This window comes from Desulfocastanea catecholica (assembly GCF_054657295.1).
Window position 1 is genome coordinate 1 of record NZ_BAAHYZ010000014.1, and the last position, 13,623, is coordinate 13,623.

The window sequence follows — 13,623 nt, forward strand, 5'->3', positions numbered from 1 at the left end:
GGCTGAGCTTTGTGGGTAATCAGATTGTTTTATGTTTGTATTTGCTAAGCTTGAGTTTCTTTGAAAAATACCTTGCAAATATCACGCCAGAAAACGTTTGTTTCGTGGCGTTTGGTAACTTAGAATTTTTCATTTATTCATAATTACCCTCATTTCTCTTAATAGTCTAAAATGAAATACCAAAAGCTCATGAATTCAAGGAATTTCCTTATTAACAAATCCTATCGCATCTATTTAATGGTATGAATTCTATGGATTGGAATATGGTGCAAATATTTTTTCATCCCAACCAAGAATGAGTGACATTTTTCTGAAACTGTAATGCCGACAACGAAATCGTAACGAGATAATACACCTGCTTGTTGATAACGTACAAGATTTGTTGTTTTTCTTGGAATTGTTTGTAAATCCTCTTGTTATCATAAATGATTAGCCTCCATTAAGGATGGGCGACTGATGAATACCCTTTTGTTAGGATGGTTCAGACTTTATTATCAAACCAACTTACAGTCCTGATTTGTCCATAATCTTAATGATTTATTTAAATTTGGGATTAACTCGTTTAATTCTAATCGCAATTTGTTACGATTATGAAACATACTACTTATGGCTTCCTGTACTTCTATAGGCGATGCTATTCTTAGATCGATCACTTGTGCTCCACGGCCTAGCGGCTTCATAACTCCTTTAAATTTTTCACTATAAGCTAGGCAAACAGTAGGGACACCTTGTGAGACTGCACCGATACAGGCATGCATACGTGCGCCGACAAATAAATCACATCTTCCGATAACTGTTTTCATCTGGCGATGGTTGAAATATTGATCAAGGTAATTGATATGTTCCCCATGATGACTCTGGAGTTGACGAAGTAACTTTTTGCAAAGAAGTGTTTCATCTTCATGGCTATTCGGACCACCGCAGACATGGGGAATAAGGAGAACCTGAGCATTCATTTGGTGTATTGTATAATTTATTATATTTTCTATAAGTTCTGGGAAAGAGTGGCGAAGCTGAAACATGTTGTTTTCGTGATATCCCCCCATATATAATAATTTGCTTACATTAACTCCGACTATTGGCCGGCGATGTCTAAGTATTTCAATCTGGTTTAAAGTTTCGGCTGGAATTGGTTCACAAGACATGATAAACCCTACATCAGGGACAACTTTCACATTAGGCCCATCTGCTCCTGTTAGAGTCCGCACGTTTCCCACGCCCTCTTGATCTCTCGAATATACTGCCTTCGCACGGCGCAAAATCCACCTCGCTATGTATTGAGAAACTCGGCTTTTGAAAGGTCCATAAGTCTGAGGCAACAGAACCAGTGGTTTATCCAATAACAATACGAGAATCTGAGGTAATGCCACATATAGTAGTCGTCGAAACCCGTAAATATCACTAAAACTGTCACCGCCTGAAATAGCATAGCAGGAAGAAGTTTGTATGATTTCTTTTAACCAGAAATTTCTTTCCATTAACCTATGTCTTAATTTTTTCGAAGGAATTGCATGCAATATGATGGCTAAAGCAACAAGTCTGAACACATTATTGGGTAGATATAGACGCCAGCTAAAACGTAAATTGTTAAGCTTAATTAAGTACTTTTTTCCATTAATGTTTTCTGCCCATTGCTCTGAATTTCGTCCATAATCTAGAACAGTTATATCTGAGTTGGGTGCTAAGGATAAAAGTATCTCAACAGCAGAGCTCATCAGTACACGTACACCATAGTTGTCTGTGTTGTGTGTGACACCAAGAAGAGAAATATATTTTTTTCGATGAGTTGTCATTTTGTTACACCCTCGGTGGCGGATTAATTATCGTGGTTTAGATACATTTCTTAAAAGGAGCCCCCTGTTAATGCAAGAGCCATACAGTGATCTTGTAGTTGTCTAATAATATTGATAAAAAAATAGGTTATGTTGACTGTCTTGTATTAATGACATTTTTGAAATATATATCGTCAAACCTAAATTCCCCTTTACCAGTCCCGGAAAGCCGAACTTGTATATAGGATATCTTGGAAGGAATGCTAAATACTTTTTCTAAGAGTACCCATTCATTGCTAATGACAGTGCTCTCTTTGGCATAATCCCATGAAACAACAGACATTTTTTCATCAAATACAGCTACACCTGCCTGCGCGGAGATAATATCTCCGCGCAATTTCACATATACTTTATACGTGAATAAGTCGCCTTCTCGGACTCGAAACATTTTTTTATGGGAACAGGACCAACTTTTAGCGCTGATGCTCTTGATCAAAAGGCAGCGTGAGTTATCTATGCCGTTCGCATCATAGCCTTTGCATACCTTGCCCTTTTCCCGCATCCACAAAGGCGCCCAGTTGCCAAAAAGTGAAAAAGAATCGAAGGAATCCTCTAAAATTATGCCTGGTGCTGGGTTGCTAATGACTATGTTTGGGACAAGATAGCTGAAGGGAAAATATTTACTGAGAGAGTAGTTCTCTGAAAAATCTATTCCCATCTGACATTTCAGCCAATAGCCGGAAAGGCACAAAACCATGGCTGCAATTCCCAGGACGCCATATGCCAACGTTGTTTTCTTGATTTCAGACCATTTTATTGACGTTCTTTTAGAATGCGAGCCGGATTGCCTGCCACTACCATATGTGGTGGTACATCCTTGGTGACAACAGCGCCTGCCCCGACAAGTGCACCTTCGCCAATCGTCACGCCGCAGAGAATAGTGGCATTGGATCCGATGGACGCCCTCTTTTTAATAAAGGTTGGTATGCATTTCCAGTCAGCTTCGGTCTTAATCGATCCGTCTGCGTTGACTGCCGCGGGATCGAGATCGTTGATAAACATAACGCCGTGGCCAACCATAACTTCATCTTCGATTGAGACGCCTTCACAGATGAAGGTATGGCTTTGGATTTTGCAGCGATTGCCGATTGTGGCGTTTTTCTGAATTTCGACAAATGGGCCTATTTTGGTTTCATTGCCGATCGTGCAGCCGTAGAGGTTGGTGTAGGGGGCGATGGTTACGTTTTGGCCTAATTTTACGTCTGGGGCGATAATGTTTTCCATGTTATTTTAGGAGCATAGGGGCGTAAGGGCGTAAGGGCTTAGGGCTTAGGGTTAAGGGCTAAAGGCTCAGGGCTTAAAGGCTTAAGGGGCCTTGGGTTTTGGGCTTCTTGCTTGTATTAGACGCATTAGCATGGCGGAGATTATTTTACATTCTTTCTCTATGTCTTCATATGTTTTTTTGTCAATGTAGCCGATTTCAAATGATATGATTGATTGTGTTAGTAGTTCGGCTGTGGAGCCTTTTGCGTAGTAGAAATGTCTAATTGTCTGTTTATCGGTGTCTAGCTCGTCTCCTTCGGCAATATTACTTGGTATGGAGACTGCTGCACGTCGAATTTGGTCTTTCAGGCCGTAGTCATTTGCGAGTTTGCCTTGGCTGGTAAGTTTGTAGATGTATACGGCTAGGTTTTTTGCTTTTTGCCATACTGTTAGGTTTTGGAAGTTGGCCATGGGAGGATAAAGGGCTTAAGGTTTAAGGGCGTAAAGGGCTTAAGGGCACAAAGGGCATAGGGCGTAGGGCTTGGGGCTTAAGAACCTTGCGCCTTTAAGCCAATACGCCATTACGCCTATTAGTCCCTCACCGCCTCCTTTATTTTTTTCGCTATGTAGCGAATACTTTCTTCCTCAAGTTCCGCGAACATCGGCAACGACACAAATTCCTGGGCGCATTTTTCGGCGATGGGGAAATCTCCCTCGGTGTAGCCTAAGAATTGATATGCCTCTTGCAGGTGGAGGGGGACGGGGTAGTGGATGCCGCAGGTTATGCCCTGTTCTGCCAGCTTGTTTATGAGTTTGTCACGGTTTTGTGCTCGAATTGCATAGATATGGTAGACGTGTTGTGCATAGTCTGCTTCAAATGGCAGCGTTATCTGGGTTACGTTTTTGAGGAGTTGATTGTAAAGTTTGGCGTTTTTGCGTCTGGCATCGGTCCAGGCTGGGAGATGGGGAAGCTTTACATCGAGAACAGCGCCTTGAAAGCCATCCATGCGGGTATTCCAGCCTATTATTGAGTGATAGTATTTTTTTCTTTGCCCGTGGTCACGAAACATCCTCAGCTTGTCTGCAAGTTCCTGGTTATTGGTGACCACCGCTCCAGCCTCGCCATAAGCGCCGAGGTTTTTTCCAGGATAAAAGCTGAAACAGCCGGCAGCCGAGAGGGAGCCTGCGCGACGGCCCTTGTATTCGGCGTTATGCGCCTGACATGCGTCTTCAATGACAACAAGGTTATGTCGGTGGGCTATCTCGAGGATGGGATCCATATCAGCCGGCTGGCCAAAGAGATGGACCGGTATGATGGCTTTGGTTCTGGGAGTAATGGCGGCCTCTATAAGAGAGGGGTCTATATTGTAGGTTCGTTCATCTATATCGACAAAGACAGGGGTGGCCCCACAGAAGCTGATTGCTTCCGCCGTGGCAATAAAGGTACCTGGGGAAGTAATTACCTCGTCGCCCTTGCCGATGCCCAGGCCAATGAGCGCCATCCAGAGAGCGTCTGTGCCGCTGCCCACGCCTATGGCATGCTCGCATTGGCAAAATCTGGCAAAGTTATCTTCGAATCTTTTTACCTGTGGACCGCCGGCAAAAGAGGTGTTGTCGATAACCTCCTGCAAGGCTGTGGCGATTTCATCTTTTATGGTTTCGTACTGGGCTTTTATGTTGAGGAAGGGGATGGGCAGCATTTTAATTTTCCTTGGTGGGGGGGGAAGGGGTTAAAGGGCGTAATGGCTTAAGGGGCGCAAGGGGCTTAAGGGCTTAGGGGCGCAAAAAGTTTAGGGGCTTGCGCCATTACGCCTCTACGCCATTGCGCCTTTACGCCCTTACCTGTCGTCAATACGCCCCTTTTTTTTCAAGAACCACAAAAACAGTTTCAAACAGAATATTGCAATCGAGGATAAGGTTTCTGTTATATATATAGTATAAATCCAGCAGGATCATGTCCTCAAATGCAACTTCACTCCGTCCGGTGATCTGCCAAAGACCGGTAATACCAGGGCGAACGGATGTGCGTTTTTTATGCCAGTCCTGGTACATGTCAAATTCGTAAGGCAGGCACGGTCTCGGCCCGACAAGGCTCATGGAACCTTGTAAGACATTAAATAATTGCGGTAACTCATCCATGCTGAACTTTCGTATCAAATTGCCAACCCTGGTAATCCGTGGATCGTCGATAATTTTCAGAGGGGTTTTGCCGCTGCTGTCTGTGCCGATCTCTCCTTTTATAAGCTGGGAGACGTAGTCTTTGTGAATTTTATTGTCCGAGTTTACCTGCATGGAGCGGAATTTGTACATCATATACGTTGCTCCATTTTTTCCTATTGCCTGAAATCGGTAGAAAATAGGTCCTGATGAATCAAGTTTGATAGCCAGGGCAATGATGAGAAAGAGTGGTGACAATAAAAGAAAGAGAAGCAGGGACACCATTGCATCAAAACAATATTTCACTCGATTAAAAAAAACGATATTTTTCTGGGAGCAGAGCAGGATCATAGGAATGCCGCAAAAGTTGTTCATAAACAATTTCATGGCAATGATCGGCAGCAGCTTTGGCGAAAACCAGGCATTGATTTCAGCTGAGGTACAGTAATCAAGAATGGAACACAGCCTCGTTTTATCGATTGTTTCATCGGTGATGATAACGTCATCAATATCAAATTTTTCCACAATGTTCGGCAGCTGGTCGATGTTTCCCAATCGTTCCTTGATATAAACTCGTTTAAGGTCAAGGTTCGGTTGTATCCCCAGGGTGCCGGCAATCCAGAAAGGTGCGTTGTTGTCGACGATGTAGCGCGTAATGGTATCTACATCACTATCGGAACCTATTATGACGACTTGTCTTCTGAAAGGTCGTCTCAGCCATTTGAAGAAAACAATATGGACCATGAAGAGTCTGCTGATGGTCAATAGCATAATAGCAAGTAAAAAACAAATAAAGATAACCAATGCACTCGTCATGAAGACCGGTATGCCATTCTTGCAGACCAGGCCGGTTATCCCGACAAAGAGAACAGCCATGCCAAAGGCCATGAGGAAATCAAGGAAATGATCCCATAAATATCTGCTGAGAAAGAGCAAGATAACTGCACCGCAGAATAATGCCATCAGGAAGAATGAAAAATTAGTCTGTAACAGATGAGAACTATTAAGGAGAAAAACTATGATGGTGAGTGTCAGAGCAGACCAGCAAAAAGATTTAGCCAGATTTCTTAAATGCTCTTTTCGGGAATAAAGGAAGTGATAGTTGTAGAGGTGGTAGGTTTGAAAAAAAGAAATAGGTGTTAAACTCAGAACGATTAAACCGATCGTTGCTTCAATATCCCAGAAAAGCATAAAATCCCACCCTGTCAGCCGCAGCCCTAGCAGGAAGGCTCCGGTTGCCACGGCGATATCACAGGCTATTAAAATGAGATTATACCTTTCGGACGCTGAGAATTTATTTTTCATTGAATATCACGTATGATCGTTTAACGGGCCTTCGACAGGTACTGGTCAAGGGCCATAATTCCCAGGAGGAAAACTGCAAAGACGGTCCAGCTTATAAAAATATGGGGTCTTACTCCCGCCATGGCCGGACTTATATAATGCACAGCAAGAAAAATGGCGGCAAGCCGGATCATGCCTGCCGCAATAGCCAGGGGGATGGACCCGAGTATCACCACCAGGCGGCCGGCCAAGCTTTGCTTAAAGAGGGCAGCATAAACAAGGCTGAAAACGAAATAAGACAAAAGGTACCGTATACCACTGCAACTATCGGCGACGAACAGGTTTGCTCCCGATAGATAAACGTTAAAATCCTCCCGGTAAAGTGGCACGCCAAGGGATTTTGTCAGCAGAACTGAACCCCATGTGCTGCTCAGGCGTATCTGCTCGGTAAGTGCAGCGTAAATTGTTGGCGGCAGTGGGATCATTGTCGCAAGAAAGAACAGGGGAAATGCCGTTTCCTTAAATACAGCGTTGCCGAAAAGCGAGAGCGTTAGCCCGCCGGATATAATAAGAAATGACAGGACCGCCAAGCCCACGGGGTCTTCGGTATATTTGCTGAGAAAAAAAAGAATACTGCCTATCAGGATGACGACGACACCAACCGGCCAATTTCTTTGAGACGGTAAGTTTTTTATTTTGTCAAAGTTACGCCATAGCAGATATGCAGATAAGAAGGGAACAAAAATCCCATGGGAACTGCCCTCTCGGTGCAGGACGGCCAGGGAGAGGTCCAGCAAGGCAGGGCGATAAAGTGTTATCGCCAAACCGAAAAGGATCAGGCAAAGGAGCAATACACGGCCGAGGTTATCTGAAATTGTACTATTTTTTGTCATTTGTATGTGAATCGTCCTTGGTTTTTAAGAGAAATATTGCGCACTCCTGGTAATTAAATTTCGTACTTAGTATAAGTGTTCAAGGTGACATGTTGCAAGTTTTATAGCTGTAAGAACTTGCAGGGGCGGTCGATTTGTTCAGAGAAAAAGGACGTTGGATGGAAAAACATGGGAATCTCGACAAGCTCTATGAGCATGGTTGAGATGTATCAATAGGAAAACCGTTCTGCAAAAATGCAGAACGGTGTCAAGGAAAATGCACTGTCCATATCCTCAATGAATGGATGCACCGGCTCATTGTGGCATATCAACAGATCGGACCTTGAGAATGATTGGGGCCTGCTCTGTGGCTGGGTCAGTAGGGGAAACCGTAATTATTTCAGTAAATGCACTTTCGTCATTGCCGTTGTAGGCTGTCAGCGCAAAATGGTAGGTCGCGTTGTCCTCCAAGCCGGTAATCGTGAAGGTGGTTACCTTGCCAACGTTGATGGGCGATTGTCCTTCAACTGCCGCCGTTCCATCAAACGGCGGTGCTGCTGTACCGCCGTTTTTATAATAAAGCTTATACCCCTCAACTGGTTCCGGATTAGCGGACCAACTGAACGAGTAGTCTTTGGCATATGCAATCGTTGTGGCAAAGAGACACACAAGCAGAGTGCTAAATGTTGTAAGCCGTCTCAGATTGATTGTTTTTTGGTTTTTCATTTGACCTGTTAGTGTGAAGGTTTGCTGTAAATTTCAACTTTCCCACCAGGGCGGGTTTTTTTGAGAAAAGCCTGGCAGTGATATTAAAAAATCCTTTTTTAAGTAATAGCATGAACCGCGCCAGAAATGCACATGTTTTTTATTTATGAAAATATGTATAAAAACAATTGGATAGTTGTTTGGCAGGTAGGGGTCATTTGCATCTGCTGCTTTGTGCGATTGTATTTATGGTAGCTGAATTACTATTAAGTAATTCAGCTATTTTATATGGGGACATCCATGATAAGTATTATCCCCAGATTAAATCCCATTGTTTATTCGTTTAAGCGAGCTGAATTATCTGATTCAGGCACTTGCATACATCGACAAAATGAGCATTCGCCAACTTCTTGAGCGGATGCGGCTTTGCCTTGCGCATACGCCAGTCAAATGATTTTGGCTGATGGCAGAGTACATAACTGGTTTTTGCCGCCTTGTCCCGCACCTTTTTAACCTTCCCGATTGCTACAGCAAAGGGGTTGTCATCATTGTATGCTGCTGTGGTCATGGGTAGACCGATGACTAGTGATGTTTTGTTATTGAAGCTACTCGGAGAAAGCACCAGAAACGGATGAACATCACGCATTTCCTGACCTGCTTGAGGATTGCAGTCTATCCAGATAATATCCTGACGATTCGGTACCCACGCGTTGTCTTTGACGTTTTTGCTTCCCGTTACCATTTTTCAGCCCCAACCGGCCGGCTCTGCATATGTTCGCCTCCGTGTCTTTCCGGGTCGAATCTGGCTAGTCGTTGTTCCAGGGTGAGAATGGCATCTTCTACCGGCCGGATTACTATTGCGCCGTTTTCCACGGAAATCCGCACACGCTGGTCCACATGTAAATGTGCAGCACGGGCCACTGCCGCAGGCAGGCGGACGCCCAGATTATTTCCCCACTGTTTGATGTCCTGCATGGCTTCGGTCATCATAACCTCCTTGCTACTACTGTCAGTGATTGGTTTGTGTGTGATGTTTACACATAGTTTAAACAAGAGGGGCTGGCTCGTCAATGGTTCATTAATCTGGTTGTAGGTTACCAAATTCGTTCTACGCCATAGTGATCAAATATTGTGTCCATAGAGAGAATCATCATTTTTTCTTCAAGGGCTTGTGCTGCAACTAATCGATCAAATGGATCACGGTGGTGAAAGTCTAATGATTCAACTCTGGCAATGTGTCTAAAAGAGATATTGAGTTGTTTGAAATCGTTAGCCGCCAGATGCTGTGGAATGTTCACTTTTGTCATAGTATTTCCTCCTATGACTATTTTGGTTGGTCATCTGTGCTTTTACAAGAGCTTTTTGAACTCCAACTCGCAACATCTCCCTTTAAAACGGGAAAAATTGGTGATAATGCCGTGATGGTAGCCGATATGACGAGATAATAAAGTTTTTCCCTGTTAACAGGGGATTAAGTTCCAGGTTAACCCAGATTAAACAAAAACGGGTTGATTATCTCAACGCCCATAATTTGAAAGTCAGCTACATTTCGCGTGACAACAGTCATGCCATGCACCAGGGCAGTTGCCGCTATGAGAGCGTCTCTATCCGGCCGAGGGTCCGGGACATGCAGCTTTGCACATCGCAGTGCAACCGCGGAATCGATATCCAGAATACGGTCCGAAAATGCTGTCAACACATGATCCTTAAACCACGTACGAAGCAAAGCCCCTTGCGCATTATCTCGTCGTTCGATAAGGCACACCCCCAATTCCAGTTCCAGGATAGTAATGACCGATACAAACAAAGTCGCTGTTGAGACGTGACTGGCCCATGCGGCAACATTTTTGTCAATTTTACCGGTCTTTGCTTTTCTCAATTCAGAAATCACATTAGTATCAAGTAAATACATCAGGACAGGTCCGCCGGCCGACAGATGTCATTGCCTAAACGAGGTGGATCAAAATCAATATCCGCTACGCCCGGCATTGCCAATAAGTCGAGGATATTCTTTTGCGTCCCGGTGATGTGTTGATACTGTTCAACGGTCATAAGCACATGCGCTGGGTTCCCGCGATCAGTTATAATCACCGGACCCTTTTGGGCTGCTTTTTTTGCTTTTCCAATATCGTGGTTAAACTCTCGGCTGGAAATAATTGTAATAGACATATCAGGCTCCCTTTGTAAACATAAACCATGTAGCAATGTTACTACCAGCATGGTGCTTTGTCAATCAAACAACAGCCAGCTTGCAGCCAAGAGAGTTTGTCACTTTGCTGATGGTGGTCAATTTTCGGTTGTCATTAGCAGATCGTTTACTGTTGCACAACAATTGGATGTGTTTTACCATAAATCATGATTAAAAGTTTTAAACATAAAGGACTGCAACGATTTTTTACAACCGGCAGCATGGCGGGCATAAATCCTCAGCATGGTCTGCTTCTTGAGGAACGTCTGCAAGCCCTACATACTGCCATAGAAATTGACGATATGGATTTGCCGGGATGGCGGTTACATCAACTTAAAGGTGATCATCTTGGACTTTGGGCCGTTAATGTGAGCGGAAACTGGAGAATTGTTTTTGAGTTTACAGACGGTAACGCTTATTTGGTCAATTATGAAGATTACCATTAGATAGAGGTAGATAGTATGACTATTCAACAGCATAACCCCTTGCACCCGGGAACCTTTATTAAAAGGGTTTACTTGGCACCATTTGATGTTGGATCGAATGAGCTGGCTCGTAAACTTCAGGTAAGCACAGGTTTGGTCAGTCGGTTACTCAACGGCAAAACTGATGTTTCTCCCGCAATGGCTTTGAAACTTTCTAAGGTTTTGGGCAGATCTCCGGAAAGCTGGTTGATGATGCAGGACAATTACGACCTTTGGTGTGCTCGAAAAGAGGTTGATTTGAATAAATTTGCACGGTTGGATTTTGTTAATCCGGGGACATCATAATAAGTTCCTATTGTGTCCCCGGATTAAATCCCAGCGTTTATTCGTTTAAGCGAGCTGAATTATCTGGTTTAGACACTTGCAGACATCAACGAAATGAGCATTAGCCAACTTATGGTCGGCCGTGCGGCTTTGGATAATCCGGATTTGCCCGCCTCATTTATCGCTGAGTGTCTAATCGGTATGGCTGAACCTCGGGAAGACAGCGAACCGTTTCTACCACGCACGGCAGTCAAAGCATGACATGGGATGTCCATCAGTCGCGCCGATTCTCACGTAGTTATAAAAAGCTTTTCGATAATATTGTGGTTGAGGTTGATGAAGCGGTCAGCAGGGTTGCTGTTAATCTTGGTATCGGCGAAAGGAAGAAGGGTGACCTGTCAGAATTATGAGTCTACAAATTTCGTTGCCTGGGTCAACTCTATCTTTTGGATTACACACGCGATGAGACGATCCGACTGATTTACCTTGAAGCCGCTGGGCGAAATGAGAATTTTTATGGTGACCTGAAAAAATAACAGCCTGCTGGGTTTTTATGAAATTTTATTAATGAAGGAGAAACTGGATTGATCAAATCATGTCTTGGCATTGTCAACGATTACCTGGAAAGCAACAAGGTTGTTAAATTTGCTTACTTGTTTGGTTCTTGTGCCAGGGGAGAGTGTGGACCACTCAGTGATATTGATGTGGCTGTCTATTTAGACAAACGAGTTGATTTTTTTTCCGCACGCTTGCGTTTTCTGGAGCAAATCGATCGCCTGCTCAAAGGGCATCCTTTTGATCTTGTTATCTTAAACAATGCGTCTCTTGTACTCAAGTATGAAGTGATCCATGGCGGGAGAGTAATGAAAGAGAATAAAAAAAGACGCATTCCCTTTGAGATTGCCGTATTTCGCGAGTATCTTGATACAGAACCAATCAGGACGGTTCATATGCAAAAAATAAAAAGAAGCTTTAGTAAGGGGCAAAATCTTGGTCAATAAAAACATGCTGACAGCCCGACTTGAGAGATTGCATGATTACCTGAATATTCTCAAGTCAGTCCAGCAATACGATAGCACCCGTTTTATTAACGATCCCTTTATTTATGGAACAGCAGAGCGAAATCTGCATCTGGCGATTGAATGTTTACTTGATATCGGCAACCATATTATCGCTGATCGTGGATATGAGAAGCCTGAGAGTTATGCAGATATTTTTAACATTTTACATCAGCACTTGGTTATTCAATATCAGCTTTATAAGAATCTTGAAGGTATGGCTGCATTTCGAAACGTTCTTGTTCATGATTACATGCGTCTGGATAGAGCAAGGGTGTATCAAACCATTCAAAACAAGACACAATATCTAGAAGAACTCGGCGCTATCTTCGCCGATATGTTGCTGTAATCTGGCATTTATCACTAATCTTCCTGTGAAAGACCAATTGAAGAAGCGGTGACGAAGAAGCGGTGACGAAGCTACAAGAGGCAAAAGTAAATAGAAGCGAAAAATACTCTTGGTGAAGCAAATCCATCCGGCAACATTTTTGTCAATTTTACCGGTCTTTGCTTTTCTCAATTCAGAAATCACATTAGTATCAAGTAAATACATCAGGACAAGTCCTCCGGCCGATGTCATTGCCTAAACGAGGTGGATCGAAATCAATATCCGCTACCCCCGGCATTGCCAATAAGTCGAGGATATTCTTTTGCGTCCCAGTGATGTGTTGATACTGTTCAACGGTCATAAGCACATGCGCTGGGTTCCCGCGATCAGTTATAATCACCGGACCCTTTTGGGTTGCTTTTTTTGCTTTTCCAATATCGTGGTTAAACTCTCGGCTGGAAATAATTGTAACAGACATATCAGGCTCCCTTTGTAAACATAAACCATGTAGCAATGTTACTACCAGCATGGTGCTTTGTCAATCTGGTCATTAATCTGGGAGCATAATGATAATTAATGCCAAGGTTTTTCCCTGTTGACAGGGGAAGTAATGCATGCAGATTAATGCAAACGTTGACAGCACTCTTCGTAGCACCTAAAATAGCACTTATCGATACTCCTAACAGAGGAAATTTGTTAAAATAGAGAGAATATTATGGCAACTATTACTGCAAACGACATAAAACGACGTGGTGTTGCGTCAATCGCAGAGATACTGGAGAGTTCCCCCGAAGCTACTATTTCCGTCCGTGGTAAAAGCAAATATGTGGTTATGAGCATTGAGCAATACCAATATATGCGAGAATGTGAACTGGAAGCCGCATTACATGAAGCCAGGGAAGATCACAGGGCAGGCAGAATAGCCGATCAAACAATAGCCGAGCATATCGCCGGGCTGAAAAATGGCTGAATTCACAATTATTTTTACCGAAAGCTATGTACGAAGAGCGATAAAGTATTTCAAGAAACATCCCGAGCTTCTTTCTCAATATGAAAAATGTTTACAGCTTATGGAGACAAACCCATTTCATCCTTCACTTCGGCTTCATCCTCTGCGAGGTAAGCTAAAAGATGTTTACTCTCTATCCATCACGTTAAGTTACCGTCTGACCATTGAATTTCTGATCGAAGATAAAAAAATCATTCCGATACATATCGGTACTCATGATGAGGTCTACTCCTGATTT

20 protein-coding genes and 3 pseudogenes are annotated in these 13,623 nt (G+C 43.4%); 8 read left to right on the forward strand and 15 right to left on the reverse strand.

The window, feature by feature from the left end; translation table 11 throughout:
* Positions 1-494: 494 nt before the first annotated feature.
* The 13 genes from ACYQ8U_RS13450 to ACYQ8U_RS13510 all read right to left on the reverse strand — a co-directional run bounded on the left by ACYQ8U_RS13450 (position 495) and on the right by ACYQ8U_RS13510 (position 10,222).
* The gene (locus ACYQ8U_RS13450) at positions 495-1,793 is read right to left on the reverse strand and encodes a polysaccharide pyruvyl transferase family protein (protein WP_459946067.1); all 1,299 of its coding nucleotides are present in this window, start codon (positions 1,791-1,793) and stop codon (positions 495-497) included.
* Positions 1,794-1,920: 127 nt separating this feature from the next.
* Positions 1,921-2,559 (reverse strand): hypothetical protein, encoded by a 639-nt coding sequence (locus tag ACYQ8U_RS13455; RefSeq protein WP_459946068.1) that lies wholly within the window; start codon positions 2,557-2,559, stop codon positions 1,921-1,923.
* Positions 2,560-2,585: 26 nt separating this feature from the next.
* The gene (locus ACYQ8U_RS13460) at positions 2,586-3,056 is read right to left on the reverse strand and encodes an acyltransferase (RefSeq protein WP_459946069.1); all 471 of its coding nucleotides are present in this window, start codon (positions 3,054-3,056) and stop codon (positions 2,586-2,588) included.
* Positions 3,057-3,137: 81 nt separating this feature from the next.
* Complete coding sequence (locus tag ACYQ8U_RS13465; RefSeq protein WP_459946070.1) at positions 3,138-3,506, reverse strand: four helix bundle protein; 369 nt, start codon at positions 3,504-3,506, stop codon at positions 3,138-3,140.
* 119 nt (positions 3,507-3,625) lie between these two features.
* Positions 3,626-4,735 (reverse strand): DegT/DnrJ/EryC1/StrS family aminotransferase, encoded by a 1,110-nt coding sequence (locus ACYQ8U_RS13470; RefSeq protein ID WP_459946071.1) that lies wholly within the window; start codon positions 4,733-4,735, stop codon positions 3,626-3,628.
* Positions 4,736-4,883: 148 nt separating this feature from the next.
* Entirely contained in the window at positions 4,884-6,497 is a 1,614-nt protein-coding gene (locus ACYQ8U_RS13475) for an exopolysaccharide biosynthesis polyprenyl glycosylphosphotransferase (RefSeq protein ID WP_459946072.1), read from the reverse strand.
* Between the two features lie 20 nt (positions 6,498-6,517).
* A complete protein-coding gene (locus ACYQ8U_RS13480; RefSeq protein ID WP_459946073.1) occupies positions 6,518-7,369 on the reverse strand; it encodes an exosortase/archaeosortase family protein in 852 nt (283 codons plus the stop codon).
* A 294-nt stretch (positions 7,370-7,663) separates the two neighbouring features.
* On the reverse strand, positions 7,664-8,074 hold the full coding sequence (locus ACYQ8U_RS13485; protein ID WP_459946074.1) for a fibronectin type III domain-containing protein: 411 nt from the start codon (positions 8,072-8,074) through the stop codon (positions 7,664-7,666).
* Between the two features lie 322 nt (positions 8,075-8,396).
* Complete coding sequence (locus tag ACYQ8U_RS13490) at positions 8,397-8,795, reverse strand: type II toxin-antitoxin system PemK/MazF family toxin (RefSeq protein ID WP_459946075.1); 399 nt, start codon at positions 8,793-8,795, stop codon at positions 8,397-8,399.
* On the reverse strand, positions 8,789-9,040 hold the full coding sequence (locus ACYQ8U_RS13495) for an AbrB/MazE/SpoVT family DNA-binding domain-containing protein (RefSeq protein WP_459946195.1): 252 nt from the start codon (positions 9,038-9,040) through the stop codon (positions 8,789-8,791). The genes ACYQ8U_RS13490 and ACYQ8U_RS13495 overlap by 7 nt, the downstream gene beginning before the upstream one ends.
* A 107-nt stretch (positions 9,041-9,147) precedes the next feature.
* Positions 9,148-9,360 (reverse strand): type II toxin-antitoxin system VapC family toxin, encoded by a 213-nt coding sequence (locus tag ACYQ8U_RS13500; RefSeq protein WP_459946076.1) that lies wholly within the window; start codon positions 9,358-9,360, stop codon positions 9,148-9,150.
* Positions 9,361-9,536: 176 nt separating this feature from the next.
* Positions 9,537-9,965: a type II toxin-antitoxin system VapC family toxin gene (locus ACYQ8U_RS13505; protein WP_459946077.1), complete on the reverse strand. Its 429-nt coding sequence runs from the start codon at positions 9,963-9,965 to the stop codon at positions 9,537-9,539.
* Positions 9,965-10,222 carry a type II toxin-antitoxin system Phd/YefM family antitoxin gene (locus tag ACYQ8U_RS13510; protein ID WP_459946078.1) on the reverse strand — a complete coding sequence of 86 codons (258 nt, stop codon included), beginning with the start codon at positions 10,220-10,222 and terminating at the stop codon, positions 9,965-9,967. Before ACYQ8U_RS13510 ends, ACYQ8U_RS13505 begins: the two co-directional genes overlap by 1 nt.
* Before the next feature lie 186 nt (positions 10,223-10,408).
* Here ACYQ8U_RS13510 and ACYQ8U_RS13515 point away from each other — a divergent pair, with 186 nt between their 5' ends.
* The 6 genes and pseudogenes from ACYQ8U_RS13515 to hepT all read left to right on the forward strand — a co-directional run bounded on the left by ACYQ8U_RS13515 (position 10,409) and on the right by hepT (position 12,397).
* Positions 10,409-10,687, forward strand: coding sequence for a type II toxin-antitoxin system RelE/ParE family toxin (locus ACYQ8U_RS13515; RefSeq protein WP_459946079.1), 279 nt, complete (start codon positions 10,409-10,411; stop codon positions 10,685-10,687).
* 21 nt (positions 10,688-10,708) lie between these two features.
* Positions 10,709-11,011, forward strand: coding sequence for a HigA family addiction module antitoxin (locus ACYQ8U_RS13520; RefSeq protein WP_459946196.1), 303 nt, complete (start codon positions 10,709-10,711; stop codon positions 11,009-11,011).
* Positions 11,012-11,125: 114 nt separating this feature from the next.
* Positions 11,126-11,251 (forward strand): annotated as a pseudogene (locus ACYQ8U_RS13525) (ParD-like family protein); the annotation flags it as partial.
* Positions 11,248-11,526: pseudogene (locus ACYQ8U_RS13530) on the forward strand (type II toxin-antitoxin system RelE/ParE family toxin). The pseudogenes ACYQ8U_RS13525 and ACYQ8U_RS13530, both read left to right, overlap by 4 nt.
* Positions 11,527-11,574: 48 nt before the next feature.
* Entirely contained in the window at positions 11,575-11,991 is a 417-nt protein-coding gene (gene mntA / locus ACYQ8U_RS13535) for a type VII toxin-antitoxin system MntA family adenylyltransferase antitoxin (protein WP_459946080.1), read from the forward strand.
* Complete coding sequence (hepT, locus tag ACYQ8U_RS13540) at positions 11,981-12,397, forward strand: type VII toxin-antitoxin system HepT family RNase toxin (protein ID WP_459946081.1); 417 nt, start codon at positions 11,981-11,983, stop codon at positions 12,395-12,397. The genes mntA and hepT overlap by 11 nt, the downstream gene beginning before the upstream one ends.
* A gap of 123 nt (positions 12,398-12,520) precedes the next feature.
* On the opposite strand, the pseudogene ACYQ8U_RS13545 reads toward hepT, so the two are convergent.
* Both ACYQ8U_RS13545 and ACYQ8U_RS13550 read right to left on the reverse strand, forming a co-directional pair.
* Positions 12,521-12,601: pseudogene (locus ACYQ8U_RS13545) on the reverse strand (VapC toxin family PIN domain ribonuclease); the annotation flags it as partial.
* Positions 12,588-12,854: a type II toxin-antitoxin system Phd/YefM family antitoxin gene (locus tag ACYQ8U_RS13550; protein WP_459946082.1), complete on the reverse strand. Its 267-nt coding sequence runs from the start codon at positions 12,852-12,854 to the stop codon at positions 12,588-12,590. The pseudogene ACYQ8U_RS13545 and the gene ACYQ8U_RS13550, both read right to left, overlap by 14 nt.
* A gap of 237 nt (positions 12,855-13,091) precedes the next feature.
* Here ACYQ8U_RS13550 and ACYQ8U_RS13555 point away from each other — a divergent pair, with 237 nt between their 5' ends.
* Both ACYQ8U_RS13555 and ACYQ8U_RS13560 read left to right on the forward strand, forming a co-directional pair.
* On the forward strand, positions 13,092-13,346 hold the full coding sequence (locus ACYQ8U_RS13555; protein ID WP_459946083.1) for a type II toxin-antitoxin system Phd/YefM family antitoxin: 255 nt from the start codon (positions 13,092-13,094) through the stop codon (positions 13,344-13,346).
* Positions 13,339-13,620, forward strand: a complete 282-nt coding sequence (locus ACYQ8U_RS13560) for a type II toxin-antitoxin system RelE/ParE family toxin (RefSeq protein ID WP_459946084.1) — start codon at positions 13,339-13,341, stop codon at positions 13,618-13,620. Before ACYQ8U_RS13555 ends, ACYQ8U_RS13560 begins: the two co-directional genes overlap by 8 nt.
* Positions 13,621-13,623: the final 3 nt, after the last annotated feature.